The organism is Streptomyces africanus (assembly GCF_030816955.1).
GTDB classification, from domain to species: domain Bacteria; phylum Actinomycetota; class Actinomycetes; order Streptomycetales; family Streptomycetaceae; genus Streptomyces; species Streptomyces africanus.
Genome location: NZ_JAUSYP010000001.1, coordinates 3,825,635 through 3,850,979, shown reverse-complemented (window position 1 = coordinate 3,850,979; position 25,345 = coordinate 3,825,635). Strand labels below are relative to the sequence as shown.

The window sequence follows — 25,345 nt, the reverse complement described above, 5'->3', positions numbered from 1 at the left end:
ACTGACACATGGTTCGTTCGCCCCACCCCACATCACACCATCTGTCACTTCCATCACGAGGAGCCGCCTGATGTCCGACTTCGTACCCGGGCTCGAGGGAATCGTCGCGTTCGAGACGGAGATCGCCGAGCCGGATAAGGAGGGCGGCGCACTCCGGTACCGGGGCGTCGACATCGAGGACCTCGTCGGCCACGTCTCCTTCGGCAACGTCTGGGGCCTGCTCGTCGACGGCGCCTTCAACCCCGGCCTGCCGCCCGCCGAGCCGTTCCCGATCCCCGTCCACTCCGGCGACATCCGCGTCGACGTCCAGTCGGCCCTCGCCATGCTCGCGCCTGTCTGGGGCCTCAAACCCCTCCTGGACATCGACGCCGAGCAGGCCCGCGAGGACCTGGCCCGGGCGGCCGTCATGGCCCTGTCCTACGTCGCCCAGTCGGCCCGTGGCCAGGGCCTGCCGATGGTCCCGCAGCGCGAGATCGACAAGGCCCACTCGGTCGTCGAGCGCTTCATGATCCGCTGGCGGGGCGAGCCGGACCCCAAGCACGTGGCGGCGGTGGACGCGTACTGGACGAGCGCCGCGGAACACGGCATGAACGCGTCCACGTTCACGGCGAGGGTCATCGCCTCGACCGGCGCGGACGTGGCGGCGGCCCTGTCGGGAGCGGTCGGCGCGATGTCGGGTCCCCTCCACGGCGGCGCCCCCTCCCGCGTCCTCGGCATGATCGAGGAGATCGAGCGCACGGGAGACGCCGAGGGCTACGTCAAGAACGCGCTCGACAAGGGCGAACGCCTCATGGGCTTCGGCCACCGCGTCTACCGCGCCGAGGACCCGAGGGCGAGGGTCCTGCGCCGCACGGCCCGCGAGCTGGGCGCTCCCCGCTTCGAGGTCGCCGAGGCCCTGGAGAAGGCGGCCCTGGCGGAACTCCACGCCCGCCGCCCCGACCGGGTCCTGGCCACCAACGTCGAGTTCTGGGCGGCCATCGTCCTGGACTTCGCCGAGGTCCCGGCCCACATGTTCACGTCCATGTTCACCTGCGCCCGCACGGCCGGCTGGTCCGCCCACATTCTCGAACAGAAGCGCACGGGCCGCCTGGTCCGCCCCTCGGCCCGCTACACGGGCCCGGGCTCCCGCGACCCGCGCGAGATCGAGGGCTACGAGGACATCTCCCACTGACCCGTCCCGCACACGGCCTCACCCGGTTCCGGGTGAGGCCGTCCTTACGCCTCACCCCGTGAGCCGGTCCAGCTCCTCCCCGATCGCCTCCCGCAGCGGGGCATGCCGCGCCCCGAGCGCATACCGCTCCTCGCTCCACGTCTCCCGCGGATAGAGCCACACGGGCAGCCGCACGAGATCCTCGGGCTCCCAGTCGTAGCGCGGCCACACATGCGCGTGCAGGAACCCGTCGGCGTTCCCGAGAATCTCCAGATTGACCCGCCGAAACCCCGACTGCACCCGTCGGCAGGCCCGCTCGACGGCTTCCCCCAGCCGCTCCATGTCCCCCAGAAACGCCAGCCGCCTGCTCCGCGGCAGCTCCGACAGCCGCTCCACCAAGGGATCATCGGTCAGCAGCACCGAGTAACCGGGCAGGAACTGCACATCGCCGATCACCGCGAACCCGGCGTCCAGCCTCCGCATCACGGCCGGATTGTCGCCCCGCAGAGCGCTGCCGATCCGATCGTCGCGCCACTCACCCATCACCGTCGCCCCCCCCTGAAAACGCAGACGACCCGCGAGCCTGGTCCTCCGGAGGAGGGCCGGCCGGACGTACCGGCGGCTCGCGGGTCGGGTGACTGCTGGAGATTGGGCCGGCTGCACGTTTCGCTCACGCGCTGGTCCGGCACCGCACTGTGTGTGGTGTCGGGCCGCTAGCCCGCAGCCACCTCACGCGTCCGGTATTCATACATCTGCCGAACCACCTCCTCTCTCGTGTACCTGGAACCCTAGGAAACGGTCCGGCCTCGGATCAACCGATTTTCCGAGAGGTTGACCCGCACACTCACGAGGCCTGGACCGTCTCCAGCAGATTCGCCGTCAACGGCCCCTGATCGCCCCGGCGCCACCCCACCGCCACGCAGGTCCGGGTGTCGTCCGGCACCACAGCGCGGAACGCCACCCCGCGGAGGCGGATCCGGCGCATCCCGGCCGGGGCCAGGGAGACGCCGAGGCCCGTTTCGACCAGGGCGCAGACCGTCTGCCACTCCACCGCCTCCTGGACGACCCGGGGCGTGAAGCCGGCGGTGGCGCACAGGCTGGTGATGCGGTCGTGGAGGCCGGGGCCCGCCTCGCGGGGGAGGAGGACGAAGGGGGAGTCCGCCAGGTCGGCCAGGGCGATCGTGCGGTGGGCCGCGAGGGGATGGGAGGACGGGAGCACGGCCACGAAGGGTTCGGTGAGGACCGTGCGGAAGGCGAGATCGGGGTCGTCGCCCGGGGGTTCGCGTAGGAGGCCGACGTCGATCGTCCCGTCGCGCAGGGCGGCGAGCTGCGGTGCCGTGGTCATCTCGCGGATGTCGAGCTCGACCTGCGGGAAACGCTCCCGGTGGGTCCGGAGCAGACCGGGCAGCACGGTGAGGGCGAGGGACGCGGCGAATCCGATGCGCAGGTGCCCGGTGCGGCCGCTCCCGGCGGCACGGGCGGCGGCGAGGCCCTCCGTGAGGCCGGTGAGGGCCCGCCGGGCGGCGGGCAGCAGTTCCCGACCGGCGGCGGAGAGGGCGACGCGCCCCGGGGACCGGGTGAACAGGGCGTGGCCGACCTTGTCCTCGAGGCGGCGGATCTGCTGGCTCAGCGGCGGCTGGGCGATGCCGAGGCGGTCCGCCGCACGGCCGAAGTGCAGTTCCTCGGCGAGGACGACGAAGGCGTGCAGCTGTGGGAGGGGGAGCAGTTCCGGGCGCCGTTCCATATGGTCAGGGATATCAGAACGACCCCCATCTCGTATTGGACGTATGGACGATCTCCCGCCTAGCTTCGGCGCATGACACAGCGACGACAGGCGATTCTCAGCGGTTCGGTGTTCGAGGAGCGGATCGGCTACGCCCGGGCCGTGGTGGACGGGGACTGGGTGCACGTGTCGGGGACGACCGGGTTCGACTACGCGGACATGACGATCTCCGACGACGTCGTGGAGCAGGCAGAGCAGTGTCTGCGGAACACCGGGGCCGCGCTGGAGAAGGCGGGGTGCTCGTTCGCGGACGTCGTGCGGGTGCGGTACCTGCTGCCGGAGCGGGAGGACTTCGAACCGTGCTGGCCGGTGCTGCGCAAGTGCTTCGGTGAGGTGCGGCCGGCCGCGACGATGCTGGTGTGCGGGCTGGCGGACCCCCGGATGAAGATCGAGATCGAGGTGTACGCGCGCCGCGGGAGTGGTACTGGGGGCGTGGCGTTGATCGACTGAGTCCGCGGCGGGCCCCCTCGGGGCGTTGACGTGGGGATCGCCGCCGTACAACGATTCCTTCAATGTTGTGGGAACTCGGTGTGCGCTGGGTCACGTTCGAGTTGAATGATTGCAAGTAGCGAACCGACGTGCCGTACGTGCGGACGCAGCCTGCAGGGGGTCCAGGTGAGTGCTTCCCGGCGTAGTGGGACCACCGACGAGCTGGGGCCCGACGGGCCCGAGCCCGAGCGGGACGGCTCGGACGGCTCGGACCTGCTCGCCGCGCTGCTGGACGGCATGGACGCGGCGCTGTGCGCCTTCGACGCCGACGGGGTCGTGACGCACTGGAACCGCGAGGCCGAGCGGATCCTGGGCTGGAGCGCGGACGAGGCCGTGGGGCGGCGGGGCCTGGCCGGATGGGCCGTGCGCAGCGCGGACGCCGAGGAGGTCGAGGGGCGGCTGATGTCCGCCATGCACGCCCCGGGGCGCCAGGTCAACGAGTTCGCGCTGCTGACGAAGGACGGCGGGCGGGTGCTCGTGCGGACGCAGTCGGCGGCCGTGCGGGGCCCGGACGGCAAGCCCGCGGGTGTGTACTGCGCCTTCAGCGAGGTGCACACGCAGATCGATCTGGAGCGGTCGATCGCCCTCAGCGAGGCGCTGTTCGAGGACGCGAGCTGGGGCGTCGTGCTCGTGGACGTCGACCTGCGGCCCGCCGTGGTGAACGCGCACGCGGCCCGGGCGCTGGGCATGGGGCGTACGTCCGTGCTCGGGCGGCCGCTCGGGGAGCTGCTCACGCAGGGCGTGGAGGAGCTGGAGAGCGCGCTTCAGCATGTGCTGGCCCAGGGCGCGCCGCCCGCGCCCGCCGAGGTGTGGGTGACCGTGCGCACGCCCGAGGGGGAGCGGCGGAGGTGCTGGCGCAGCGGTTTCCTGCGGCTGGCCTCGCCGCTCGCCGAGGAGCCGGTCCCGCTGGGCGTCGGATGGCTGTTCCAGGACGTGACGGAGGCCAAGCAGAGCGAGCAGGAGGCGTCGCTGCTGCGGTTCCGTACGCAGCAGCTGCACCGGGCCTCGCGGGCCGCCGCCGAGTGTGAGGACCCGGCGGAGGCCGCGACGATCCACCTGGACTTCGCCCTGGCCGGTTTCGCCGACCACGGGCTGATCGACCGGGTGTCCGGCGGTGCGCTCACGGACGCGGAGGCCGAGGGACCGGTACGGCTGGTGCGGGTCGCCGAGACACCCTCCGGCGCGCCGGGTCCGAGCAAGCTCGCCGACCGCGCGGGCCTGCCCGTGCGGTACGCCGAGGGGCATCCGGCCCTGCAGTGCGTGGAGCGCGTCGGCGCGCTGCGGGCGAGCGCGGGCACGGTCCCGCCCGAGCAGGCCCGGGAGTGGGCCCTGGCCCGCCAGTGGCCGCCGGACGCCGTGCACGCCCTGTGCGCGGTGCTGCGCAGCCGGGGGCGGACACTGGGCGTCGTGACGTTCCTGCGGGGCGCGGGCCGCAGCGCCTTCGAGCGGTCCGACGCGATGTACGCGGAGGACGTGGCGGTACGGATCGCCGCGGCGCTGGATCTCGCGGGGCTGTCGGACGAGGAGTGAGCGACGGTCAGTGCCGGTAGAAGATCCGGTCCCGGTACTGCTCCATCACCCGCGCGTTCCAGTCATGTCCTCCGTCGACGTTCCCGGAGCGCAGGAGCGGCGGCTCGACGCCGCGGTCGGCGAGCGTGGCGGCCGTTGTCGCCATGACGGCCTGGAGGAGGGCGGAGGTGACGACCGTGGAGGCGGGGGCGAAGGGGGCGGGCACGTCGTCATGGGTGAGTTCCGCGTCGCCGACCGCGATCTTCGAGTCGAGGACGAGATCGCAGTGGTCCTTGAGGTACGTCCCCGAGGCGTGCCGCGGCGTCGTCTCCGTGGCGTACGCCACCGACGTCACGCCGATGACCTTCGCGCCCAGGGCGCGCGCGTGCAGGGCCATCTCCACGGGAAGGGCGTTGCGCCCCGAGAGGGAGATGATCAGCAGGGCGTCGCCCGCGCGGAGCGGGGAGCTGTCCAGGACGGCGCTCGCGAGGCCGTCGACGCGTTCCAGGGCGGAGCCGAGGGGCGCGGGCATGACGTCGACGCCGACGACACCCGGCACGGCGAGCAGGTTCATCAGGGCGAGACCGCCGGCGCGGTAGACGAGGTCCTGCGCGGCGAGGGAGGAGTGCCCGGCGCCGAAGGCGAAGAGGCGGCCGCCGTTCTCGACGGTGTCGGCGAGGAGCGTCCCGGCCGCCGTGATGCTGTCGGCCTCCTCGTCGCGGACCCGCCGCAGCAGGCCGATCGCGGCGTCGAGGAACTGGCCGGCCGGCGCGCGGTCGCTCATACGGGGTCCCTTCGGGCTGGGCTGAGGCCGAGTGTCGCGCATCACGGTGCGGTCTGGACCAGTGCGGTGTCAATACGGCCGTGAAAGGCCCGGCAGAGCCCTGAAAATCCCGCCGGAGGCGGTGTGAGTGCTTGGTGCGGCTGTGAAAAGCTCCGTCGTACCCCGTCGCGGGCCCGGATAACCTTCGCCTTCGCTCCCGCGGCACGGTTGTCGGTGGTATCCGGCAGAATTGAGTGCAGGGCCAGCGCACACGCCGGTGAGCCGTCCAGCCTCCGGCAGATCTCATTCGAGGGGCACGTATGTCCGGACTGATCGACACCACGGAGATGTATCTCCGCACCATCCTCGAGCTGGAGGAAGAGGGTGTGGTCCCCATGCGCGCCCGTATCGCCGAACGGCTGGACCAGAGCGGGCCGACGGTCAGCCAGACCGTGGCGCGGATGGAGCGCGACGGCCTGGTGTCCGTCGCGACCGACCGGCACCTGGAGCTCACCGACGAGGGCCGCCGTCTCGCCACGCGCGTGATGCGCAAGCACCGCCTCGCCGAGTGTCTGCTCGTCGACGTGATCGGCCTGGAGTGGGAGCAGGTCCACGCGGAGGCGTGCCGCTGGGAGCATGTGATGAGCGAGGCCGTGGAGCGCCGCGTCCTGGAGCTGCTGCGGCACCCGACGGAGTCGCCGTACGGCAACCCGATCCCGGGGCTGGAGGAGCTCGGCGAGAAGGACGGCGCCGACCCGTTCCTGGACGAGGGCATGGTGTCGCTGGCCAGCCTCGACCCGGGCCCCGAGGGCAAGACGGTCGTGGTGCGCCGGATCGGCGAGCCGATCCAGACGGACGCGCAGCTGATGTACACGCTGCGGCGCGCGGGCGTGCAGCCCGGCTCGGTGGTGAGTGTGACGGAGTCGGCGGGCGGTGTGCTGGTCGGCAGCGGTGGCGAGGCGGCCGAGCTGGAGTCGGACATCGCCTCCCACGTGTTCGTCGCCAAGCCCTGAGCCCGGCCGCGGCCCGGACCGCGGTCCGGACCAGGTCCCGGGGTCGTCGCCAACTACCGTTGCCCGTGGAGTGGTTGTGGCGTTGGCGTGATCCCGTCGAATCCGGGATTCAGTCCGTCGAATGGCAGCGCTCGTTCGCTTCCCGTGCGACGCTGTCGCGTGAGGCATATGACCTGAGGGCTCTTGGCCGCGGCTCGACAGCGATGTCGCCCGGCCGGGGAGGGGGCGCAAGGATGTGCCGTGGAGAAGCGGAGGGCCCCGGCGCCGTGTGGCGCCGGGGCCTGTCCTCCCCTGTGCTGACCCGGAGCCCCGAGCTCTCAGGGTCATTCCCCGCGGACCGGTTTCCCCGAGCGGTCCGCCCCCCGCTGAAGATCTCCCCTCGACCGAGGCGATCAATCCCCGAGGGTGGTCACTCGAACGAGGGGTGTTGCCCGCGAGAACGGTCTCCTCGAATGGCCATTCGATAATCTGCGGGTGACAGACCCGCCGGAGCGTGCGCTACAGGAAAGGGCGCTCCGACAGGAACCACGAGGAACGGCGACAGGCACAGCAGGCAGAACACGGTTCACAGGACCGACCGGCCGAAGACGGCCACGGTCCGCGCGAAGCTTGGGGGGTGCCAGGACATGGCGCGACGCATCGACGTGACCGGGACGGGCGGCGTACGCCTGGCGGCCTGGGAGTTCGGCGACCCGCCCAAGACCGATCCGGCCGGATCCGGTCCGGCCGGGTCCGATCCGGCGCGGGACGTGCCGGACGGCTCCCCGGGCGTGCTGTTACTGCACGGCCTCATGGGCCGCGCCTCGCACTGGGCGTCCACCGCCCGCTGGCTCTCCGGCCGGTACCGGGCGGTCGCCCTCGACCAGCGCGGCCACGGCCGCAGCGACAAGCCCCCGCAGGGCTCCTTCACGCGTGACGCCTACGTCGACGACGCCGAGGCCGCTCTCGAACAGCTCGGCCTCGCCCCGGTCGTCCTCATCGGCCACGCCATGGGCGCGCTGACCGCCTGGCAGCTCGCCGCCAAGCGCCCCGATCTGGTCCGTGGCCTGATCATCTGCGACATGCGGGCCTCCGCGCTCGGTGCCGCCTCGCAGCGCGAGTGGGACCAGTGGTTCAAGTCCTGGCCGCTGCCGTTCGCCACACTCGCCGACGTCCGCAAGTGGTTCGGCGAGGACGACCCCTGGGTGGAGCGGCCCAATCCGGCCCGCGGCGAGTTCTACGCCGAGGTGATGGCCGAGTCCCCGGACGGCTGGCGCCCGGTCTTCGACCCGGAGCAGATGCTGCGCTCCCGAGAGACGTGGGTGTACGACGCGCACTGGGAGGAACTGGCCCAGGTCCGCTGCCCCGCTCTGGTGGTGCGCGGCCTCGACGGCGAGCTGGGCCGGGCCGAGGCCCAGGAGATGGTCCGCGTCCTGCCCCGCGGCCAGTACGCGGAGGTCGCCGACGCCGGCCACCTGGTCCACTACGACCAGCCGGAGGCCTGGCGCGCGGCGATCGAACCGTTCCTCGACGCCCTCAGCACCGACTGACGCCCCCAGGGGTGTTTCGGAAGCCCCGCACAGCACCCGCGGGGCTTGCGGAACACCCCCTGGTCACCCCTTGCTGACCGCCGTCAGGATCTCCGGCAGCCGCCGGGCCGTTCGCGGCGCGGCGAGCCGCAGCCCCGCCGCCGTGAGCGCCGCCGCGTACCCGGCGCCCACCGGCAGCAGCAGCCACCTCCAGTCGTCGCCGCCGGCGCTCACGTTCAGCCAGATCGTGAGCGCGATGACGGGCGCGCACAGCAGGGCGGCGGCGACCATCCCGCCGAAGATGGAGATCCAGGCGAGCCCGGCCTGCCCGGGGGCGACGTTCTTGTAGCCCTCCTGCGGGATGGAGTAGGGGAAGCGGGCCGATGTCCACGCCCCGGTCGCGAGCATCGCGCCGAGCAGCGCGAACGACAGCCCCAGCGCCTCGGGCAGCCGCCGCCAGTCGCCGAGCATGGCGCTCGTCACCACGGTGACGAGCGTGGCGTACGGCAGGGTGATCAGCAGCAGGGCCAGGGCACGGGCGCGCAGCTCGACGTAGGCGTCGCGGGTCGACGAGATCGTCATCGCGACCATCCAGAACGCCGAGGTGTCCTGCCCGAACTGGTTGTACATCTGGATGCCGAGCATCCCGGCGGCGAAGCAGGCGAAGTACACGGAGCCGGTGCCCTGCCAGGCGTTGAACACCGGCACGATCAGCCCGATGGCCAGCGACGTCACCCAGGCCGCCTTGGTCTTGGGGTCGCGCCACACGTACCGCAGGCTGCGCTCCATGACCGTCCCCGTACGGCCCGCCGGCAGCAGCCGACCGAGCCCGGTGGACGTCCGCTCGCGGGCGGCCGACTCGGCGGCCGGCAGCGTCGACCCGTCGGGCGAGGTCATCAGCCGGGTCAGATGCCGTGACCACACCGCGAGCAGCGCGGCCAGCGCGCCCGCCGTCAGCGCCAGTTGCGCGAGGGCGCGACCGTACGCCCCCTCGCCCACCGCGTGCACGGCCCCGATGGCCGACGCGGGCGGCACCCACCGGAGCACGTCCGCCGCCGGGTCGAGCTCGCCCAGCCCGGACGCCCCGAGCCGCTGCGCACCGAAGTTGACGACCTGCGCCCCGATCGCGATGACGAGCCCGCTCAGCACTGCGAGGTCCCGCCCCTTGCGGCTGGTCAGCAGCCGTACGTTGGCGGCGGCGACGGCCCGCGCGAGAGCCACGCACACCAGCAGCGCCAGCACGACGGCGACCACGCCCACCGCGAACGCCGCCCCGCCCCGGGCCACCGCGACCACCGAACCGACCAGCAGGCACAGTGTGAACAGCGGCCCGATACCGACCAGTGACGCCACGAGCAGGGCCCGCACCAGCGGCCGGGGCCGCAGCGGCAGCATCACCAGCCGGGTCGGATCCAGCGTCTCGTCACCGCCGGGGAAGAACAGCGGCATCACCGCCCAGCCGAGCCCCAGCACCGCCGCCGCCAGCACGACCACCGACTCGGCGTGCGCGTGCCCGCGCAGCGCGATCAGGCCGATCAGTTGCAGCGCGGCGAACAGCAGAGCACAGACCGCCGACGCGAGGTAGGCGGCCTTCCGCCCGCCGGACTGCCGCAGCCCGTTGCGCAGCAGCGACAGCTTCAGCCGTACGAAGAGCGGGGTGATCGCGGAGTCGCTCACCGGGCCCCGCCGCCCAGCCAGTCGAGATCGGACCCGGCGTCCCGGCTCTGCGCCCCGACGAGCTCCAGGAACGCCCGCTGCAACGAGGGCGCGTCACCCCGCACCTCGGCCAGCGTCCCGTGCGCGCGGATCCGCCCGGCGGCCATGACGGCCACCCAGTCGCACAGCGACTCGACGAGCTCCATGACGTGGGAAGAGAACACGACCGTGGCGCCCGAGGCGGTGTACCGCTCCAGGACGCCCCGGATGGTCTGGGCGGAGACGGGATCGACGCCCTCGAACGGCTCGTCCAGGAACAGCACTTCGGGATTGTGGAGGAGGGCCGCGGCGAGCCCGATCTTCTTGCGCATGCCGGTCGAGTAGTCGACGACGAGCTTGTGCTGCGCCCCCGCCAGATCGAGGACGTCGAGGAGCTGCGTGGCCCGCTTGTCGACCTCGGCGCCGGGCAGGCCGCGCAACCGCCCGGTGTACGCCAGCAGTTCCCGCCCCGACAGCCGCTCGAACAGCCGCAGCCCCTCCGGCAGCACCCCGATCCGCGCCTTCACCTCGACGGGGTCCCGCCACACGTCGTGCCCGACCACCTCGACGGTCCCCTGGTCGGGCCTGAGCAGCCCGGTCACCATGGACAGTGTGGTGGTCTTCCCCGCCCCGTTCGGCCCGACGAGCCCGATGAACTTGCCCGCGGGCAACTCCAGATCGACCCCGGCAACAGCGACCTGCTGCCCGAACCGCTTCCAGAGCCCCCGCACACGCACAGCACTGGAACCCACCGCATCTCCCTCCGTCACCTTGAACCCTACGGTGGCGTTCTTCAGGGGCGCGGGGAGTTGCGCGACGCTTACCGATCCCTGCCGCATGCATAGGCCAACGGCGAGATCAACTCCTCCGCATCCGGCAGCCACCGATTCGCAGGCGTGGGCCGGCAGGCCCACTGCACAGCCCCCCGAGACCCGAACCGCGTGGGCGGCGCAGCCACATACGCGCCCTCACCCAGCACCGTCAGATCCAGCGACGACGACGACCACCCCAGCTTCCGCACCAGATCGGGCACCTTCACCGACGCCCCCGGCAGCACGAAGAACTCCATCCGCCGGTCCGGCGTGAGCGTCACCGGCCCCAGCGTCAGCTCCATCCGCTCCATCCGGGCCAGCGCGAGAAACCCGGCGGTCTCCGGCACGGAAATCGCGTCGAACGTCCGCCCCGTCGGCAGCAGGATCGACGCCGTCGGCTGCTTCTGCCACATCCGCCGCGCGACGGTCGCACTGCCCGTCGCCTGCGTCGCCCAGTCCGGGCGCGCCGGGTGCGATCCCGGGGCCGGACACGCCGCGTCACCGCAGGAGCAGCGCTGGGCGCCGTCGACGGCTTCCAGCCAGGTGCCGGGGAACACGTCCCAGTGGCGCTCCTCGGCGTAGCGGACAGCGGTCTCCAGCAGCGATTCCCCGCGCTGCTTCGGGATCTGAGCGGCTTCGGTGCCGGCGATCGTCTCTTCCACGATGAACACAACTCTGGTCGTCACCAGGGGTTACGCCCGCTCGCGTGCGCGGGGAGGAGCATCGCCCTCGGCGTCGGGGCGCATGGGTGCATGTGCGGGGGCGCGCAGGAGGATCCCTGGCCGGGGCTGGGTAGCCACGAGGGGGGCCGGCAACAGCCGTTACCCCGGCAATCCTCACATGCCTCGCATTTTCGCCTGGTCGGCGGGGCATTGATCTTCACGGCCGGATCTTTTCGCCGGGACGCGAGGGACCCCGGCCGCGGAAGACACGTCAACTCGGTGCGTGGGCAGGCACCGCAGCCACAGGGGGTACGCCATGGCCGCAAGGCCGCTCGTCGCCAGGCAGCCGAACGAACGGCTCCAGGCGCTCATCCAGGAAGCCGGATGCTCCAACGCCGGCCTCGCCCGCCGGGTCAACATGTGCGGCGCGGAGCACGGCCTCGACCTGCGCTACGACAAGACGTCGGTGGCGCGCTGGCTGCGCGGGCAGCAGCCACGGGGACGGGCCCCGGCGATCATCGCCGAGGCGCTCGGCCGCAAGCTCGGCCGTACGGTCACGATCGACGAGATCGGCATGGCCGACGGCAAGAACCTCGCCTCGGGCGTGGGTCTCCAGTTCTCGCCGACGGTACTGGGGGCCATCGAGCAGGTCTGCGAGCTGTGGCGCAGTGACGTGGGGCGGCGGGACTTCCTGTCCGGCTCCTCCGTCGCCGCGTCCGCGCTGGTCGAGCCCAGCCGTGACTGGCTTATCTCCGCACCCGACGGCCAGGTGGCGCGCTCGGCCGGGCCGCGGGTCGGGCAGTCCGACGTGCAGGCGGTGCGGGCCATGACGCAGGCGCTGGTGGATCTCGACCACCAGTACGGCAGCGGGCATGTCCGGCCGGTCGTCGTGCACTACCTCAACAGCGTCGTCTCGGGGCTGCTGGCGGGGTCGTACCGGGAGGCGGTCGGGCGGGACCTGTTCGCCGCGGTGGCCCGGCTGACCGAACTCGCCGGGTACATGGCCGTGGACACCGGGCAACCCGGCCTGGCCCAGCGCTACTACATCCAGGCGCTGCGGCTCGCCCAGGCGGCCGGGGACCGGGGCTACGGCGGGTATGTGCTCGCCGCCTCCATGAGCCATCTCGCCGCGCAGCTCGGAAACCCGCGGGAGATCGCGCAGTTGGCGCGGGCGGCGCAAGAGGGCGCGCGGGGGCGCGTGACGCCGCGTGCGGAGTCGATGTTCCACGCGGCGGAGGCGCGCGGGCACGCCCTCCTGGGCGACGCGCGCGCCGCCCAGTCCAGCGCCGGGCGGGCGGTGAGCGCCCTGGAGGCGGCCGACCCGGACACCGGGGACGACCCGGCGTGGATCGCGCACTTCGACGAGGCCTATCTCGCCGACGAGCTGGCCCACTGCCACCGGGATCTGGGGCAGGCCGAGGCGGCGGCGCGGTGCGCGCAGGAGTCGCTGGCAGGGCATCCCGAGACGCGGGCGCGCCGCCGGGCCATCGGTTATGTGCTGTTGGCCACGGCGCAGGTGCAGCAGCGCGAGATCGAAGAGGCGTGCAGCACGGGCATGAAGGCCGTCGAACTGCTGGAGGGACTGCGTTCCAACCGGGGTGCCGAGTATCTGGAGGACTTCCAGCAGCGGCTGGAGCCGTACCGGGAGGAGGCGGTGGTCAGGGAGTTCGGGGCGCGGCTGGACCTTCAGACGGCGGCGTGAACACAGGGTCCGCGGATGCGTGAACGTACGGGAACGGCCGCTTGACGCGAAGGAGGTGACGGGGGCGGCGGGCCGTGACCCGGTTTTGTTACCGCGCTCACAGGGCAGGAGGTCGCGTCCTGTGCTGCGTGGCACGGGGCTCGGGGGACCCGGTAGCGTGACCCGACGATTCACAAGGTCCCCCATTAGTAGGAGTCCCGGTGACGCAGAGTGGACAGGGCGAGGAGCCCTCGGCGCGCCCCGCGCGCGAAGGCATCGTGCTGCCCTCCGACGGTGGCGAGCCCCTGCTGCCGGGCATGACGGGCGGAGCCGGCGACGCGCCCGCCGGACACCGCTCCGGCCCGCCCCCGACCGGTCAGGCCCCGGCCTCCGCCCCCGCCGAGGGCCAGACCTGGGGCCAGCCGTGGGGCCCCGACCAGCAGACCCCGCCCGCGCAGCCGGGCCAGAGCTGGCAGTCCCCACCGCCCCAGCAGTGGACGGAGCCATCGGCCTGGGACGGCCGGCACTCCAACCCCGGCACCCCGGGTCCGGGCGAGCTCCCCCCGGAGGGCACCCAGCCCCCGAACCCGTACACCGGCTCCTACGGCCCGCCCGCCGACGCCGGACAGTACGGCGCGCCCGCGGGCGGAGCCCCGTTGCCGCCGGAGGGCACGGGCGGGCAGCCGCCACAGCAGTCCGGCGCGTACAACTCCCCTGCTGGCGCAGCGGGCCCCCAGGGGACCGGCGGGTACGGGCCCGGGCCTGCCGGGCAGCAGCCGCAGCAGCCCGGCGCGTACGGGACCGGCCCCGCGGGCGGGCAGCCGCAGCAGCGGACCGATGCGTACGGGACCGGAGCCTCCCACGCCTATGGACCCGGACCTTCCGGGGGCCGACAGCCCCAGCAGTCCGACGCCTACGGGCCCGGGCCCTCCGGTGGGCAGCAGCCGCAGCAGCCTGGCGCGTACGGGACCGGCCCCGCGGGCGGGCAAGCGCCGCGGCAGGCCGATGCGTACGGGGCTCCCGCGGGGGGCGCCCTGCCTCCCGCCTCCGGTGCGTACGGGCCCGCCGGTGGGCAGCCGCCGCAGCAGAATGACGTGTACGGGTCCGCCGCCGGGCGCGCCCCCCTGCCCCCGGCCGCCGACGAGGGGGCGACCCAGTATCTGCCGCCCGTCGCCGCCCCCGCCGACGAAGGGGCGACGCAGTACATACCCCCGGTGGGCCCGGGCGCGCTGCCGCCCGAGATGCCCGCCGAGCAGGACTCCGAGGCGACGCGGTTCCTGGGGACCGGGCCGCTGCCGCCCGCCTCGAACCCGGACGCCGAGGCGACGCAGTACATCGCGCCGGTGCCCGGCGGAGGCCAGCAGCCGCCCGCCGGGTTCGAGAACCTCTTCCGCAGCGAGCCCGGCGCCGAGAGCCCGGCCGCGGCCACTCAGCAGATACCCCGCTTCGAGCAACCGGAGCCGCAGCCTTCCTATGCCCCGCCCGGCGGCGGCCGGTCCGGCCGTGGTGGCCGGACCGGCTCGCGCGTGCCGGTCATCGCGGCCGTCGGCATCGGCATCGCCGTCCTCGGCATCGGCGCAGGCGCGCTGCTCGCCGGCGGCGGAGGCGGTGACGACGACGGCGGCGACAACAACAAGACCGTGGCCGCCTCGGCGCCCGCGACGGACGGTTCCGCCTCGCCGTCCGCCGACCCGGCCCGCGCGCAGGCGGTCGAGCTGGACAAGCTCCTCGCCGACAGCGGCGACAGCCGCAGCACGGTGATCAACGCGGTGGCCGACGTCAAGGGCTGCGACAACCTCGCCCAGGCCGCCAAGGACCTGCGCGACGCGGCCGAGCAGCGCAACCAGCTGGTCACCCGGCTCTCCGGCATCACGGTCGACAAGCTGCCCGACCACGCCGCGCTGACCACCGCCCTCACCAAGGCGTGGCAGGCCTCCGCCTCGGCCGACAACCACTACGCGGCCTGGGCCGACCAGACCGCGGGCAAGAAGGGCTGCAAGAAGGGCCAGGCCCGGGTCACCGGCCAGACGCAGGCCGGCAACCGGGCCAGCGGTGTCGCGAGCACCGAGAAGGCCAAGGCGGCCCGGCTGTGGAACGGCATCGCGAAGAAGTACGGCCTGACCGAGCGCCAGCCGACGCAGCTGTGAGGCGACCGGAACTCAGGAGCCGGGTCAGCGGTTGACTCAGTAGTTCACGTCGGCGTTCTGAAGGGTCCTCGTCGTGTCGACGAAGCCCTTCCGCGCCGACACCAGCCGTCCCTCCCGCACCACCTGAAGGGTCACGTTCGCATTGACCAGGCGCGGGAAGCCGACGGAGGCGAGCTCGGCCTGGAACCGCCACTGAAGCGTCGGCGTGAGGCCGCCCGTGCCGATCCTCAGGCCGTTGTCGAGGGCCTCCGTGACGGTGTCGGCGGTCACCTCACCGCCGCCGAGCGACTCGACGACCTCGCGGAACACGGTGTAGGCGATCCAGGTGGTCTGCACTCCGGCGTCCGCAGGGTCGATGCGGTTGTCGTCGAAGGCCTCGTCCTTGATCACCCGCTTCATCGCGTCCCAGCGGGGATCGCTCGCCACCGGGTACCAGCCGGTGATGTACGAGCCCTCGTACGGCCCCGACGCCCCGCCGGTCGCGTCGATCACCGTCTGGTCGACGCTGCCGAGCACGGTGGCCGTCCGTACGTCGGGATAGTCCTCACGGGCCCGGCGGAAGGAGTCCATGAAGGTGCCGTTGCGGTCGCCGAGCGCGGGCACCACACACCCCCGGTCCGCCGGGTCGGTGGTCGTCGTCTCCAGTGCCCGCTCGGCCTGGCCGTCGTACTCGGTGGCGTCCTCCGCCGCCCGCTGGTCCCGCGCGGGCCGGTGCCCGCCCGCCTTCAGGCCGGAGTCGAGAAGCGGGGGCAGCTGGTCGCCCGTGATGGTGTCGGGCCGGATCAGCGCCACGGGGCCGCAGTCGCCGGCGAGCGCGCTGCCGAGCCCGGCGAGCAGCGCGGGCTGGCCGCCGTTGACGGGGTAGGACAGCGGGCTGGTGAACTCGGCGTTGGTGATGCCGTAGCCGCCTATGTACGGGATGCCCGCGCCCTCCAGGGACGGGAAGAAGGAGTCGGCGTGCTGGCTGTAGGATCCTACGACCGCGACGACGTTCTCCTTGGCGGCCCGCCGGGCGCACTTGGCCGCGGCCACGCTGTCGTTGTGTTCGTTGCAGGTCAGCACGTTGAGCTTGCGGCCGTTGATCCCGCCGTGGGTGTTGACCCAGCGGGCGTAGGCGCGGGCGAAGGCGGGCATGCCGGGCTTGTTGGTCGCCTTGGTGTCCTGCGGCGCCCAGGTCATGACGGTGATCGGGTCGTCCCCGGCATCCCCCGTGGTGCCGGGGACGGCGCCGCAGCCGGCGAGGAGCGACGCGCACGCGACCGCCGTGCCTGCGGAGAGGACGCCGGATCTGGCGTGACGGGTGAGGAGGCCGGGGAGGAATGTGCTGCGCTTGCGTCGCCTGCCGGTCATGGTCCGCACGATTCCGCCACATGACCAACCCGGCAGTGATCTCCGGTCAACGATCGGTGACGCACAGGTGAATTGCAGGGGTCGGTGTGACCGATGTGAAGGGGAACGTACGATCGATGACCGTGCAAGCTTCGGAGAACTCTTCCCGTCGTGGCCGTCGCTCATCCACCATGGGCGGCATGCCTGTCAATGACATGCCGTGGTGGCGCTGGCGCAGCAACGTGCGCTCGGCGCTGCACATGCTCTCCGATCCCGTGTTCCAGCGGGACGTCTGGCTGGCCGGCGTGGACGGCTACGGCGACGTGACCGACGCGGTGTACCGGCTGGTCGAGGATACCTGGCTGGACCACTGGTCCGCGGAGAAGTACGTCGGCACGATCTTCCGCGACTCGCAGGAGGCGGCCCTCGTCGACACCGCCGTGCTGCGGGTGCTGCGGATCATGCACCAGGTCGGGCCGGACGCGCCGGTCGCCGCGTACCTGGAGCACCAGGCGTGGCCGGAGGCGGTCCAGGCGGCCCGGGACGCGCATGTGCGGCTGGCCGCGAGCGACGGTGACGAGCCGGACGCGCCGCCGCGCAGCCTGGAGGTGCTGCGGATCATGACGAGGTCCGCGTAGCGGGACGATTGCCGGTGGTCTCGTGGCTTGTGGGACCCTGTCCTGCATGAACGAGCAGTCCACCAGCGCCGCGGCCCCGGCCGACCAGTACGTCCTCACCCTCTCCTGTCCGGACAGGAAGGGCATCGTGCACGCCGTGTCGAGCTATCTGTTCATGACCGGCTGCAACATCGAGGACAGCCAGCAGTTCGGCGACCACGACACGGGACTGTTCTTCATGCGGGTCCACTTCTCGGCCGAGGCGCCGGTGAGCCTGGACAAGCTGCGGGCCAGCTTCGCGGCGATCGGTGACTCCTTCCAGATGGACTGGCAGATCAACCGGGCCGACGAGAAGATGCGGATTCTGCTGATGGTCAGCAAGTTCGGGCACTGCCTGAACGATCTGCTGTTCCGGGCGCGGACCGGGGCGTTGCCGGTGGAGATCGCGGGTGTGGTCTCCAACCACACGGACTTTGCGGAGCTGGTGGGCTCTTACAACATCCCCTTCCACCACATCCCGGTGACGAAGGACACGAAGCCGGAGGCAGAGGCCCGGCTGCTCGACATCGTGCGGGAGGAGGGTGTCGAGCTCGTCGTCCTCGCCCGGTACATGCAGGTGCTGTCGGACGACCTGTGCAAGGCGCTCGCCGGGGGGATCATCAACATCCACCACTCGTTCCTGCCGAGCTTCAAGGGCGCGAAGCCGTATCACCAGGCTCACGCCCGGGGTGTGAAGCTGATCGGGGCGACGGCTCACTACGTGACGGCTGATCTCGACGAGGGGCCGATCATCGAGCAGGAGGTCGAGCGGGTCGGGCATGACGTGACGCCCGAGGGGCTGGTCGCGATCGGGCGCGATGTCGAGTGTCAGGCGCTGGCCCGGGCCGTGAAGTGGCATGCCGAGCGGAGGATTCTGCTCAATGGGCGGCGGACTGTGATTTTCGCGTAGGAGCTCGCCCCTCCGGGGACGTCACATCCTGCTCAGTGACGCCGCCGCGAACAGGACGTCCCTGATCGCCTCCCTGTCTCCCACCTGGCCCGCCGCCGCCTCCTGCGGGGGTACGTGGCCCGCTGCCAGGCGGCAGAACTCGACGCCGTCCAGGGCCACGTGGGCCACCTCGTGCTCGGCGGAGCCCTTCGCGGCGGGGGAGTCGAGGGGGATCAGCCACTCGCCGCCGCCCGAGCCCTCGATCTCCAGGCGGAGGCTGCGGCCCGGTTCGCCCGCTGTCACGAGATGGCGGTGGCGGGCGGGTGCGGCCAGGCCGCCTCTGCGGCGGTCGGCCAGGACGTCGGGCAGCATGCGGGCCGCCAGGTCGATCATGCGGTGCAGATGGCGCGGCGAGGGCGGGTCGTACGGGTAGTCGACCGCGTCCGCGATGTCCTCGGCGTGCACCCAGCATTCGAAGGCCCGGTCGAGCATCGCGTCGTGCAGGGGCAGCGCGAAGTCGCCGTAAGGCACCGGCAGCCCGCCGACGCCGCTGCCCGTGAAGGACACCGTGCGGACGAGGTGGTGGCTCTGCTCCCGCCAGGGCGCCCGCACGGCACGGGTGGGCGGGAAGTGGGAGGCGTTCCAGTACGCCTCGGTGCGGGCCGCCGGGGTCGGCCGCCGGGGCGTGACGTCGCCCAGCGGGTCGTCCAGGCCCAGCGCGACCGCGACCAGCCCGTCCACGCTGAGCAGGTGCGCGATGACGCCGGCGACGGTGGTGCGGCGGCTCGTGGCCTCGTCGCCCCGGAACCAGCGCAGCCGTACCGGCGCGTGCCACTCGGCGTCGCCGAAGTCCTGGAGCAGGGCGTCCAGGCGCGCGGTCTCGGTGTCGTACGCGGCGGCCCAGTCCGGCACCGGGATGCGCGGCGGGCGGCGCTCCAGGCAGGACTCCAGGACCCGGGTGCGCAGGCCCGGGTCCAGGTCGAGGCTGTCGGGGCGTTGCAGCAGCCCGACCGCCTCGCGCAGCCGCCGGGCCTCGTCGGCACACGCGCCGCACTCGCCGAGGTGCTCCTCGACGGCCGTGGCCTCCTCCGCCGAGCACGCGGCCAGCGCCCAGGCGCCGAGCAGGGCCTTCAGCACGGGGTGCTCGAACACGGGCCGTGCGGGCGGCGGCTGTGTCGCGTCACCGGGCTCCCCCAGAGCGGGCAACGGCAGCCCGGTGTCCTCGACGGAGGTCCGGGGCGTGGGGACCCGCGGCGGGCGCCCCGGTTCCTCGTCATCACCGTCGTACGCCTCGAACCGGTCCGGCCCGCTCACACCGCACCCCCGTATCCGGGCGGTGCGCCGGGTGCCTCGGAGTCGTGGGCGGTGGCCAGGAGTTGCAGGCCCAGGCGGAGCCGGCGGCGGGCCTCGTCCTCGGTGATGCCGAGGTCGGTGGCGGTCTGGCGGTAGTCGCGGCGCTGGAAGTAGGCCCGCTCCAGGGCCGAGCGCAGCGGGACCGGCATGGACTGGACGATGTAGTCGGCGCGGGCGGCGACCGAGGCCCGGCGCACGGTGTGCTCCAGTTCCTCCGCCGAGCCGGAGCCCTCGCGGGCGAGCGCGGCGGTCTCGGTGGCGCGCAGGCGCTGGACGGCCAGGCGGTGGGTCAGCGTGGCGACCCAGGTGCGCAGCGGGCCCTGTTTGGGGTCATAGGTGTCCGGATGCTCCCAGACGTGGACGAAGACCTCGCGGGTGATGCGGTCGGCGGCGCGCTCGTCGCCGAGGACGCGGTGGGCGAGGCCGTGCACGAGGGAGGCGAACCGGTCGTAGAGCTCGGCGAGGGCGGCGGCCTCCCCGCGGGCGAGCCGCTGCTGCATCGTGCGGTCCCAGCGAGGCGGTACGTCCTTTTTCGCCATGCGGCCCCCTCACCCCCTGCTCGTGTCCCGCGCCCGTGCCCTGTCCAGCCTGTGTCCGACGTCTCCCCGAATGTAGTCGGCACGTCCCGTAGCGCACGCCCCTTTGTGGCAATGTGCGCCCCCTGACCGGCCGCAGGTGGTAGGGGACCGCCGGCGGCTCGTGCCGGGTGTCATCGGGCCGCGCCTACCCGTCCCACCTCCGATCAGACCTGACTGAAGAGGATCGAACAGGATCGAAGTCGACTAAAACAAGCCTCATCTCCGGGGGATCCGTTTTTCGGGTTGTGTTTCAGGGAACGGCCGCTGGGCAGCCGCGCTGCAAGGAAGCGTAGGGACTGCTTCCGTTTTGGCGATCGAAGGGCGTGGTGGTGACCTTCAAAGTGACCGGCGGCGAGCAGGGCGAATGGGCCGTGCTCCAGGTGTCGGGCGAGCTGGATCTGGTGACGTCGCCGGTGTTGCGTCAGCGTGTGCACGACGCGGTGGCCGAAGGGCACCACTGTCTCGTCCTGGACCTGTCCGAGGTGTTCTTCTGCGACTCCAGCGGCGTCGGCGTGCTCATCGCCGCCCGCCGGCTGATCCGCTCCTGCCAGGGCCGGCTGCGGCTGGTGCTGCCCGCCCGGGGCGCGGCCGACGGGTCGCATGTCAACCGGGTGCTCGGCGCGCTGGGCGTGCGCAGGCTGTTCGACGTGTACGGCGATGTGGACGCGGCCCTGGGCGACGAGGGCGAACCCATGTCCGCATGAGGGGCCGGTGGCGCACGGTGGGGCGAGTGTTGCCGTTCCGACACGCTGGTGTCCCGGAATTCCCCCGGTCTCGGCACAAGTGACGTTTTCCCGCGCCCGAACGGCCCCCTCCGTCGTACGCTCCGAGCCAGAAGCACCCCACCCGACGTAAGGCGGCCCGAAAGAGACATGGTCAGCAGCGAGTACGAGCGCAGGATCGCCGCCCGGTTCGCCACCTTCGACCAGGACGGCAACGGCTACATCGACCGCGAGGACTTCTACGGCGCGGCCAAGGCGCTGCTCACGGAGTTCACCGTGGCGGCCCGGTCCGACAAGGGGCAGGCGCTGTACGTCGGCGCCGAGGCGTTCTGGCAGGGCATGGCCGGGATAGCGGACCGCGACGGCGACCAGCGCATCACGCGCGAGGAGTTCGTGGGCGGCGCGGTCAAGCGGCTGCGCGACAACCCCGACCGGTTCGCCGAGATCGCCCGTCCCTTCCTGCACGCAGCCCTGGACGTCGCCGACACCGACGGTGACGGCGCGGCGACGGTCGAGGAGGCCGCCCGCGTCCTGAAGTGCCTCGGCGTCCCCGAGGACATCGCGGGCCCGGCCGCCGCCACGCTCGACGCGGACGGCGACGGCAAGGTCGGCGAGGCCGAGGTCGTCCCCGCCTTCGCCCGCTACTTCACGGTGCCCGAGTAGCCGCGCCCGGCGCCGGGCGTCAGGTGCCCGCATAGCGCTCGCGCAGCTTGTACTTCAGCACCTTCCGCAGGGTCTCGCCCCGCGGAAGGGCGTCCACCACCTCCAGCCGCTCGGGCAGCTTGTGCACGGACAGTCCCTCGGCACGCAGGAAGGCGGTCACGGCCGCGAGCGTCAGGGCCTCGGCCCCCGGGGGCTGTTCCACCACCGCGCACACCAACTCCCCGCGCGCCGCGTCCGGCAGCCCGATCACCGCCGCGTCCCCGACCGCCGGATGCCGGTGCAGCAGGTCCTCGATCTCCCGGGCCGAGATGTTCTCGCCCTTGCGGATGATCACGTCCTTGAGCCGACCGGTGAGGACCAGGTGCCCGGTCTCCGTCAGCCGCCCGAGGTCGCCGGTGCGCAGGAACCCGTCCTCGTCGAAGGCCTCGGCCGTCTGCCCCGGGTCCAGATATCCCCGGCACACCGCCTCCCCGCGCAACCGCACCTCCCCGTCCACGATCCGTATCTCCATGCCCTCCGGCGGCCGCCCCTCGGTCGTCGCCAGCAGCTCGGGCGTGTCGTCCGGCGCCCCCATGGTGATCATCGGCACCTCGGTCATGCCGTACCCGTGGGTGAGCCGCACGCCCATCTCGCGCACGACGGCGTGGTACAGCTCCGGCGGCTTGGGCGCCCCGCCGCCCGCCAGCAGCCGCAGTGACGGGACGACCGGAACCCCCGGCTGTTTGCGCTGCTCCGCCAGGAACATCGAGTAGAACGCCGTCGACCCGCCCGCCAGCGTCACCCCGTGCCGCCGGTAGGTCTCCAGCGCTTCCGGCAGCGCGAACTGCTCGAACAGCACCGCCGGGAAGCCGTACAGCAGCAGCATCACCGTGTAGTCGGGCCCGCCGATGTGGGCGTACGGGAAGGCGATCGACCCCACGTCATGCGCCGAGGGGCGCAGCGCGTGGGCGAGGCAGGAGCCGCCCGCGAGCAGGGAACGGTCCGTGTGCAGCACGCCCTTGGGGTCGGAGGTCGTGCCGGACGTCCAGTAGATCCAGCGGACGGCGGTGCCGTCGCGGGGCGGGGGAGGCAGCACCGACGGATCGCCGTCGGGCAGGTCGTCGTAGGCCTCGAAGACGCCCCTCGCGCCGAGCCGCCGGGCCATCTCCGTGTGGTCGAAGCCCCGCCACACGCCCGGCACCGCGAAGAACTCCGCCTTCGACTCGCGCAGCGCGAAGCCGACCTCGCGGTCCCGGTAGAAGGGGATCACCGGGGTCTGCACGGCGCCGAGGCGGGCCAGCGCGAAGGAGAGCAGGGCCGTCTCGATACGGGTGGGCAGCTGCCAGGCGACCACCGTGCCGGGGCGTACGCCCATGCCGTACAGGCCGGCCGCGACCCGCTCGGCGCGCGTACGCAGGGCGCCGAAGGTGAGCACGCGGTCGTCCTGGAGGAAGAGCGGGCGGCCGGGGGTGAGGGCGGCGCGGCGGACGAGAAGCTCCCACAGGGTGCGGGACGAACTCAGGGCGTGCGGGGTCTCGGTCACGGCTGCCCCCCTGCTGCTTGGCTGACGGGTCGTCAGGTGGGATGCTATCTGACGCTGCATCAGATAAGTACCGTCCGGCGGAGGGGACCCATGGCGACCGAACTGCCCCGCATCATCAGCGTCGACGACCACGTGATCGAGCCCGCCCACCTCTTCGACACCTGGCTGCCCGCCAAGTACCGCGACCGCGGGCCGAAGGCGCTGACCGCCGGAATCGGTGAACTCGCCTACGTCGGCGGCAAGTACCGCATCACGATGGACCCGGACGGCCCGCCCACCGACTGGTGGGTCTACGAGGACCTGAAGTTCCCGTACAAGCGCAACATCGCCGCCGTCGGCTTCGACCGCGACGAGATGACCCTGGAGGGCATCACCCGCGAGGAGATGCGGCCCGGCTGCTGGGACCCCAAGGAGCGCCTGAAGGACATGGACCTCAACCATGTCGAGGCCAGCCTCTGCTTCCCGAGCTTCCCGCGGTTCTGCGGCCAGACCTTCGCCGAGGCGCACGACAAGGAGGTCGCCCTGGCCTGCGTGCGCGCCTACAACGACTGGATGGTCCAGGAGTGGTGCGGGGGCAGCGGCGGACGGCTCATCCCGCTGTGCCTGATCCCGCTGTGGGACGTCGGCCTGGCGGTCGCCGAGATCCGGCGCAACGCCGCGCGCGGGGTGAAGGCCGTCACCTTCTCCGAGATCCCCACCCACCTCGGGCTGCCGTCCATCCACTCCGGCTATTGGGACCCGTTCTTCGCGGTCTGCCAGGAGACCGGGACGGTCGTGAACATGCACATCGGGTCCTCGTCCCAGATGCCGGCCGCCTCCCCGGACGCCCCGCCCGCCGTCCAGGCCTCGCTCAGCTTCAACAACGCGATGGCCTCGATGATGGACTTCCTCTTCAGCGGGGTCCTGGTGCGCTTCCCGCGCCTCAAACTCGCCTACTCCGAAGGGCAGATGGGCTGGGTCCCGTACGCCCTGGAGCGCGCCGACGACGTCTGGGAGGAGCACCGCGCCTGGGGCGGCGTCCGCGACACGATCCCCGAGCCGCCGTCGACGTACTACTACCGGCAGATCTTCTGCTGCTTCTTCCGCGACAAGCACGGAGTGGCCTCGATCGATGTCGTCGGCCGCGACAACGCCACCTTCGAGACCGACTACCCGCACGTCGACTCGACCTTCCCGCACACCAAGGAGGTCGCCCTCGACCATGTGAAGGGCCTCGACGACGAGACGGTGTACAAGCTGATGCGCGGCAACGCCATCCGGATGCTCGACCTGGACCTCGACCGCTGATGGACCTGTCGGACACGCCCGAGGAGGAGGAGTTCCGGGCCCGGCTGCGGGACTGGCTCGCGAAGACGCTCCCCGGTCTCCCGCCCGCGCCGTCCCCCGACGACTGGCCCGGGCGGCGGGCGTACGACCTCGGCTGGCAGCGCAGGCTCCACGACGCCGGATACGCCGACGTCCACTGGGACGCCTCCCCGGCCACCCGCCTGATCTTCCTGGAGGAGACCGAGAAGGCGGGCGCACCCTACGTGGGGGCCAACTTCGTGGGGCTGCTGCACGCCGGGCCGACGATCGCCGCCGAGGGCACGGACGAGCAGCGGGCGCGCTGGCTGCCGCCGATCCTGCGCGGCGAGGAGGTCTGGTGCCAGGGCTTCAGCGAACCGGACGCCGGCTCCGACCTCGCGGCCCTGCGCACGCGCGCGTGGCGCGACGACGACACCTACGTGGTGACCGGCTCCAAGATCTGGACCTCCCACGCGGAAGTCGCCGACTGGTGCGAGCTGTTGGTCCGCACCGACCCGGAGGCGCCCAAGCACCGGGGCATCACCTGGCTCGCGATGCCCATGGACGCGCCCGGCATCACCGTACGGCCGCTGCGCACGCTCGCCGGGTCGGCCGAGTTCGCCGAGGTCTTCCTCGACGAGGTGCGGGTGCCGGTCGGCAACCGGGTCGGGGACGAGAACGACGGCTGGCGCGTGACCATGGTGACGCTGTCCTTCGAACGCGGCACGGCCTTCGCCGGCGAGGTCGTCGCCTGCCGCCGCGTCCTCGGCGAACTGGCCGTCGCCGCCCGCGACAACGGCCGCTGGGACGACCCGGCGCTGCGGCGCCGGCTGGGCAGGCTGCACGCCGAGTTCCGGGCGCTGTGGCGGCTGACGCAGTGGAACGTGAGCGCGGCGCAGGCGTCGGGCGGCGTGCCGGGCGCCACAGGCTCGGTCTTCAAGCTGCGCTACTCGCACGCCCGCCAGGAGCTCTACGACGCCGCCGCCGAGGTCCTGGGCGCCGACTGCCTCGACCTGGACCGCCCCTGGACGCTGGACCGCCTCTCCTCCCTGTCGTACACCATCGCGGCCGGCACCTCGCAGATCCAGCACAGCATCATCGCCGAGCGGATCCTCGGCCTGCCGAAGGGACGGTGAC

At 72.5% G+C, this 25,345-nt stretch carries 23 protein-coding genes; 13 read left to right on the top strand and 10 right to left on the bottom strand.

Annotated elements, in window-relative coordinates:
- The first annotated feature begins 70 nt into the window (after positions 1-70).
- On the top strand, positions 71-1,171 hold the full coding sequence (locus tag QF034_RS17735) for a citrate synthase 2 (RefSeq protein ID WP_307175893.1): 1,101 nt from the start codon (positions 71-73) through the stop codon (positions 1,169-1,171).
- Positions 1,172-1,222: 51 nt separating this feature from the next.
- Here the strand turns inward: QF034_RS17735 and QF034_RS17730 are convergent, their stop codons facing one another.
- Complete coding sequence (locus tag QF034_RS17730) at positions 1,223-1,693, bottom strand: HIT family protein (RefSeq protein ID WP_370880811.1); 471 nt, start codon at positions 1,691-1,693, stop codon at positions 1,223-1,225.
- 301 nt (positions 1,694-1,994) lie between these two features.
- The gene (locus QF034_RS17725) at positions 1,995-2,894 is read right to left on the bottom strand and encodes a LysR family transcriptional regulator (RefSeq protein ID WP_307175891.1); all 900 of its coding nucleotides are present in this window, start codon (positions 2,892-2,894) and stop codon (positions 1,995-1,997) included.
- A gap of 72 nt (positions 2,895-2,966) precedes the next feature.
- On the opposite strand from QF034_RS17725, the gene QF034_RS17720 reads away from it, so the two are divergent.
- Positions 2,967-3,383 (top strand): RidA family protein, encoded by a 417-nt coding sequence (locus tag QF034_RS17720; RefSeq protein ID WP_307175890.1) that lies wholly within the window; start codon positions 2,967-2,969, stop codon positions 3,381-3,383.
- Positions 3,384-3,548: 165 nt separating this feature from the next.
- Positions 3,549-4,952, top strand: a complete 1,404-nt coding sequence (locus QF034_RS17715; protein WP_370880810.1) for a PAS domain-containing protein — start codon at positions 3,549-3,551, stop codon at positions 4,950-4,952.
- A gap of 7 nt (positions 4,953-4,959) precedes the next feature.
- Here QF034_RS17715 and QF034_RS17710 read toward each other — a convergent pair whose 3' ends face one another.
- On the bottom strand, positions 4,960-5,715 hold the full coding sequence (locus QF034_RS17710) for an SIS domain-containing protein (protein ID WP_307175888.1): 756 nt from the start codon (positions 5,713-5,715) through the stop codon (positions 4,960-4,962).
- A 299-nt stretch (positions 5,716-6,014) separates the two neighbouring features.
- Here QF034_RS17710 and QF034_RS17705 point away from each other — a divergent pair, with 299 nt between their 5' ends.
- Positions 6,015-6,707: an iron-dependent transcriptional repressor DtxR gene (locus QF034_RS17705; protein WP_086562108.1), complete on the top strand. Its 693-nt coding sequence runs from the start codon at positions 6,015-6,017 to the stop codon at positions 6,705-6,707.
- Positions 6,708-7,333: 626 nt separating this feature from the next.
- Positions 7,334-8,236, top strand: a complete 903-nt coding sequence (locus tag QF034_RS17700; RefSeq protein ID WP_307175887.1) for an alpha/beta fold hydrolase — start codon at positions 7,334-7,336, stop codon at positions 8,234-8,236.
- Positions 8,237-8,299: 63 nt separating this feature from the next.
- Here QF034_RS17700 and QF034_RS17695 read toward each other — a convergent pair whose 3' ends face one another.
- From QF034_RS17695 to QF034_RS17685, 3 genes are read right to left on the bottom strand one after another with little or no spacing between them, the layout of a single operon-like run.
- Positions 8,300-9,892, bottom strand: a complete 1,593-nt coding sequence (locus tag QF034_RS17695; protein WP_307175886.1) for a transporter — start codon at positions 9,890-9,892, stop codon at positions 8,300-8,302.
- Complete coding sequence (locus tag QF034_RS17690; protein WP_307175885.1) at positions 9,889-10,680, bottom strand: ABC transporter ATP-binding protein; 792 nt, start codon at positions 10,678-10,680, stop codon at positions 9,889-9,891. Before QF034_RS17690 ends, QF034_RS17695 begins: the two co-directional genes overlap by 4 nt.
- Positions 10,681-10,730: 50 nt before the next feature.
- Positions 10,731-11,393 carry a bifunctional DNA primase/polymerase gene (locus tag QF034_RS17685; protein WP_307179906.1) on the bottom strand — a complete coding sequence of 221 codons (663 nt, stop codon included), beginning with the start codon at positions 11,391-11,393 and terminating at the stop codon, positions 10,731-10,733.
- 307 nt (positions 11,394-11,700) lie between these two features.
- Between QF034_RS17685 and QF034_RS17680 the strand changes: the two genes are divergently transcribed.
- Both QF034_RS17680 and QF034_RS17675 read left to right on the top strand, forming a co-directional pair.
- The gene (locus QF034_RS17680; RefSeq protein WP_307175884.1) at positions 11,701-13,086 is read left to right on the top strand and encodes an NsdA family TPR-like regulatory protein; all 1,386 of its coding nucleotides are present in this window, start codon (positions 11,701-11,703) and stop codon (positions 13,084-13,086) included.
- Positions 13,087-13,721: 635 nt separating this feature from the next.
- Positions 13,722-15,212, top strand: coding sequence for a hypothetical protein (locus tag QF034_RS17675; protein WP_442480583.1), 1,491 nt, complete (start codon positions 13,722-13,724; stop codon positions 15,210-15,212).
- A 36-nt stretch (positions 15,213-15,248) separates the two neighbouring features.
- Here QF034_RS17675 and QF034_RS17670 read toward each other — a convergent pair whose 3' ends face one another.
- Complete coding sequence (locus QF034_RS17670; protein ID WP_307175882.1) at positions 15,249-16,562, bottom strand: ABC transporter substrate-binding protein; 1,314 nt, start codon at positions 16,560-16,562, stop codon at positions 15,249-15,251.
- 116 nt (positions 16,563-16,678) lie between these two features.
- On the opposite strand from QF034_RS17670, the gene QF034_RS17665 reads away from it, so the two are divergent.
- Both QF034_RS17665 and purU read left to right on the top strand, forming a co-directional pair.
- Complete coding sequence (locus tag QF034_RS17665) at positions 16,679-17,179, top strand: SCO4402 family protein (protein WP_086562874.1); 501 nt, start codon at positions 16,679-16,681, stop codon at positions 17,177-17,179.
- Between the two features lie 46 nt (positions 17,180-17,225).
- Positions 17,226-18,107 (top strand): formyltetrahydrofolate deformylase, encoded by an 882-nt coding sequence (purU, locus tag QF034_RS17660; protein ID WP_010035755.1) that lies wholly within the window; start codon positions 17,226-17,228, stop codon positions 18,105-18,107.
- 21 nt (positions 18,108-18,128) lie between these two features.
- Here purU and QF034_RS17655 read toward each other — a convergent pair whose 3' ends face one another.
- Both QF034_RS17655 and QF034_RS17650 read right to left on the bottom strand, forming a co-directional pair.
- Entirely contained in the window at positions 18,129-19,400 is a 1,272-nt protein-coding gene (locus tag QF034_RS17655) for a zf-HC2 domain-containing protein (RefSeq protein WP_307175881.1), read from the bottom strand.
- Positions 19,397-19,978, bottom strand: a complete 582-nt coding sequence (locus QF034_RS17650) for a sigma-70 family RNA polymerase sigma factor (protein ID WP_307175880.1) — start codon at positions 19,976-19,978, stop codon at positions 19,397-19,399. The genes QF034_RS17655 and QF034_RS17650 overlap by 4 nt, the downstream gene beginning before the upstream one ends.
- Positions 19,979-20,340: 362 nt before the next feature.
- Between QF034_RS17650 and QF034_RS17645 the strand changes: the two genes are divergently transcribed.
- Both QF034_RS17645 and QF034_RS17640 read left to right on the top strand, forming a co-directional pair.
- Positions 20,341-20,721 (top strand): STAS domain-containing protein, encoded by a 381-nt coding sequence (locus QF034_RS17645; RefSeq protein WP_307175879.1) that lies wholly within the window; start codon positions 20,341-20,343, stop codon positions 20,719-20,721.
- Positions 20,722-20,889: 168 nt separating this feature from the next.
- The gene (locus tag QF034_RS17640) at positions 20,890-21,402 is read left to right on the top strand and encodes an EF-hand domain-containing protein (protein ID WP_307175878.1); all 513 of its coding nucleotides are present in this window, start codon (positions 20,890-20,892) and stop codon (positions 21,400-21,402) included.
- A 19-nt stretch (positions 21,403-21,421) separates the two neighbouring features.
- Here QF034_RS17640 and QF034_RS17635 read toward each other — a convergent pair whose 3' ends face one another.
- Positions 21,422-22,924, bottom strand: a complete 1,503-nt coding sequence (locus tag QF034_RS17635; RefSeq protein WP_307175877.1) for a class I adenylate-forming enzyme family protein — start codon at positions 22,922-22,924, stop codon at positions 21,422-21,424.
- A gap of 90 nt (positions 22,925-23,014) precedes the next feature.
- Here QF034_RS17635 and QF034_RS17630 point away from each other — a divergent pair, with 90 nt between their 5' ends.
- Both QF034_RS17630 and QF034_RS17625 read left to right on the top strand, forming a co-directional pair.
- Positions 23,015-24,211 carry an amidohydrolase family protein gene (locus QF034_RS17630; RefSeq protein ID WP_307175876.1) on the top strand — a complete coding sequence of 399 codons (1,197 nt, stop codon included), beginning with the start codon at positions 23,015-23,017 and terminating at the stop codon, positions 24,209-24,211.
- Complete coding sequence (locus QF034_RS17625) at positions 24,211-25,344, top strand: acyl-CoA dehydrogenase (protein ID WP_307175875.1); 1,134 nt, start codon at positions 24,211-24,213, stop codon at positions 25,342-25,344. Before QF034_RS17630 ends, QF034_RS17625 begins: the two co-directional genes overlap by 1 nt.
- The last annotated feature ends 1 nt before the right edge of the window (position 25,345 follow it).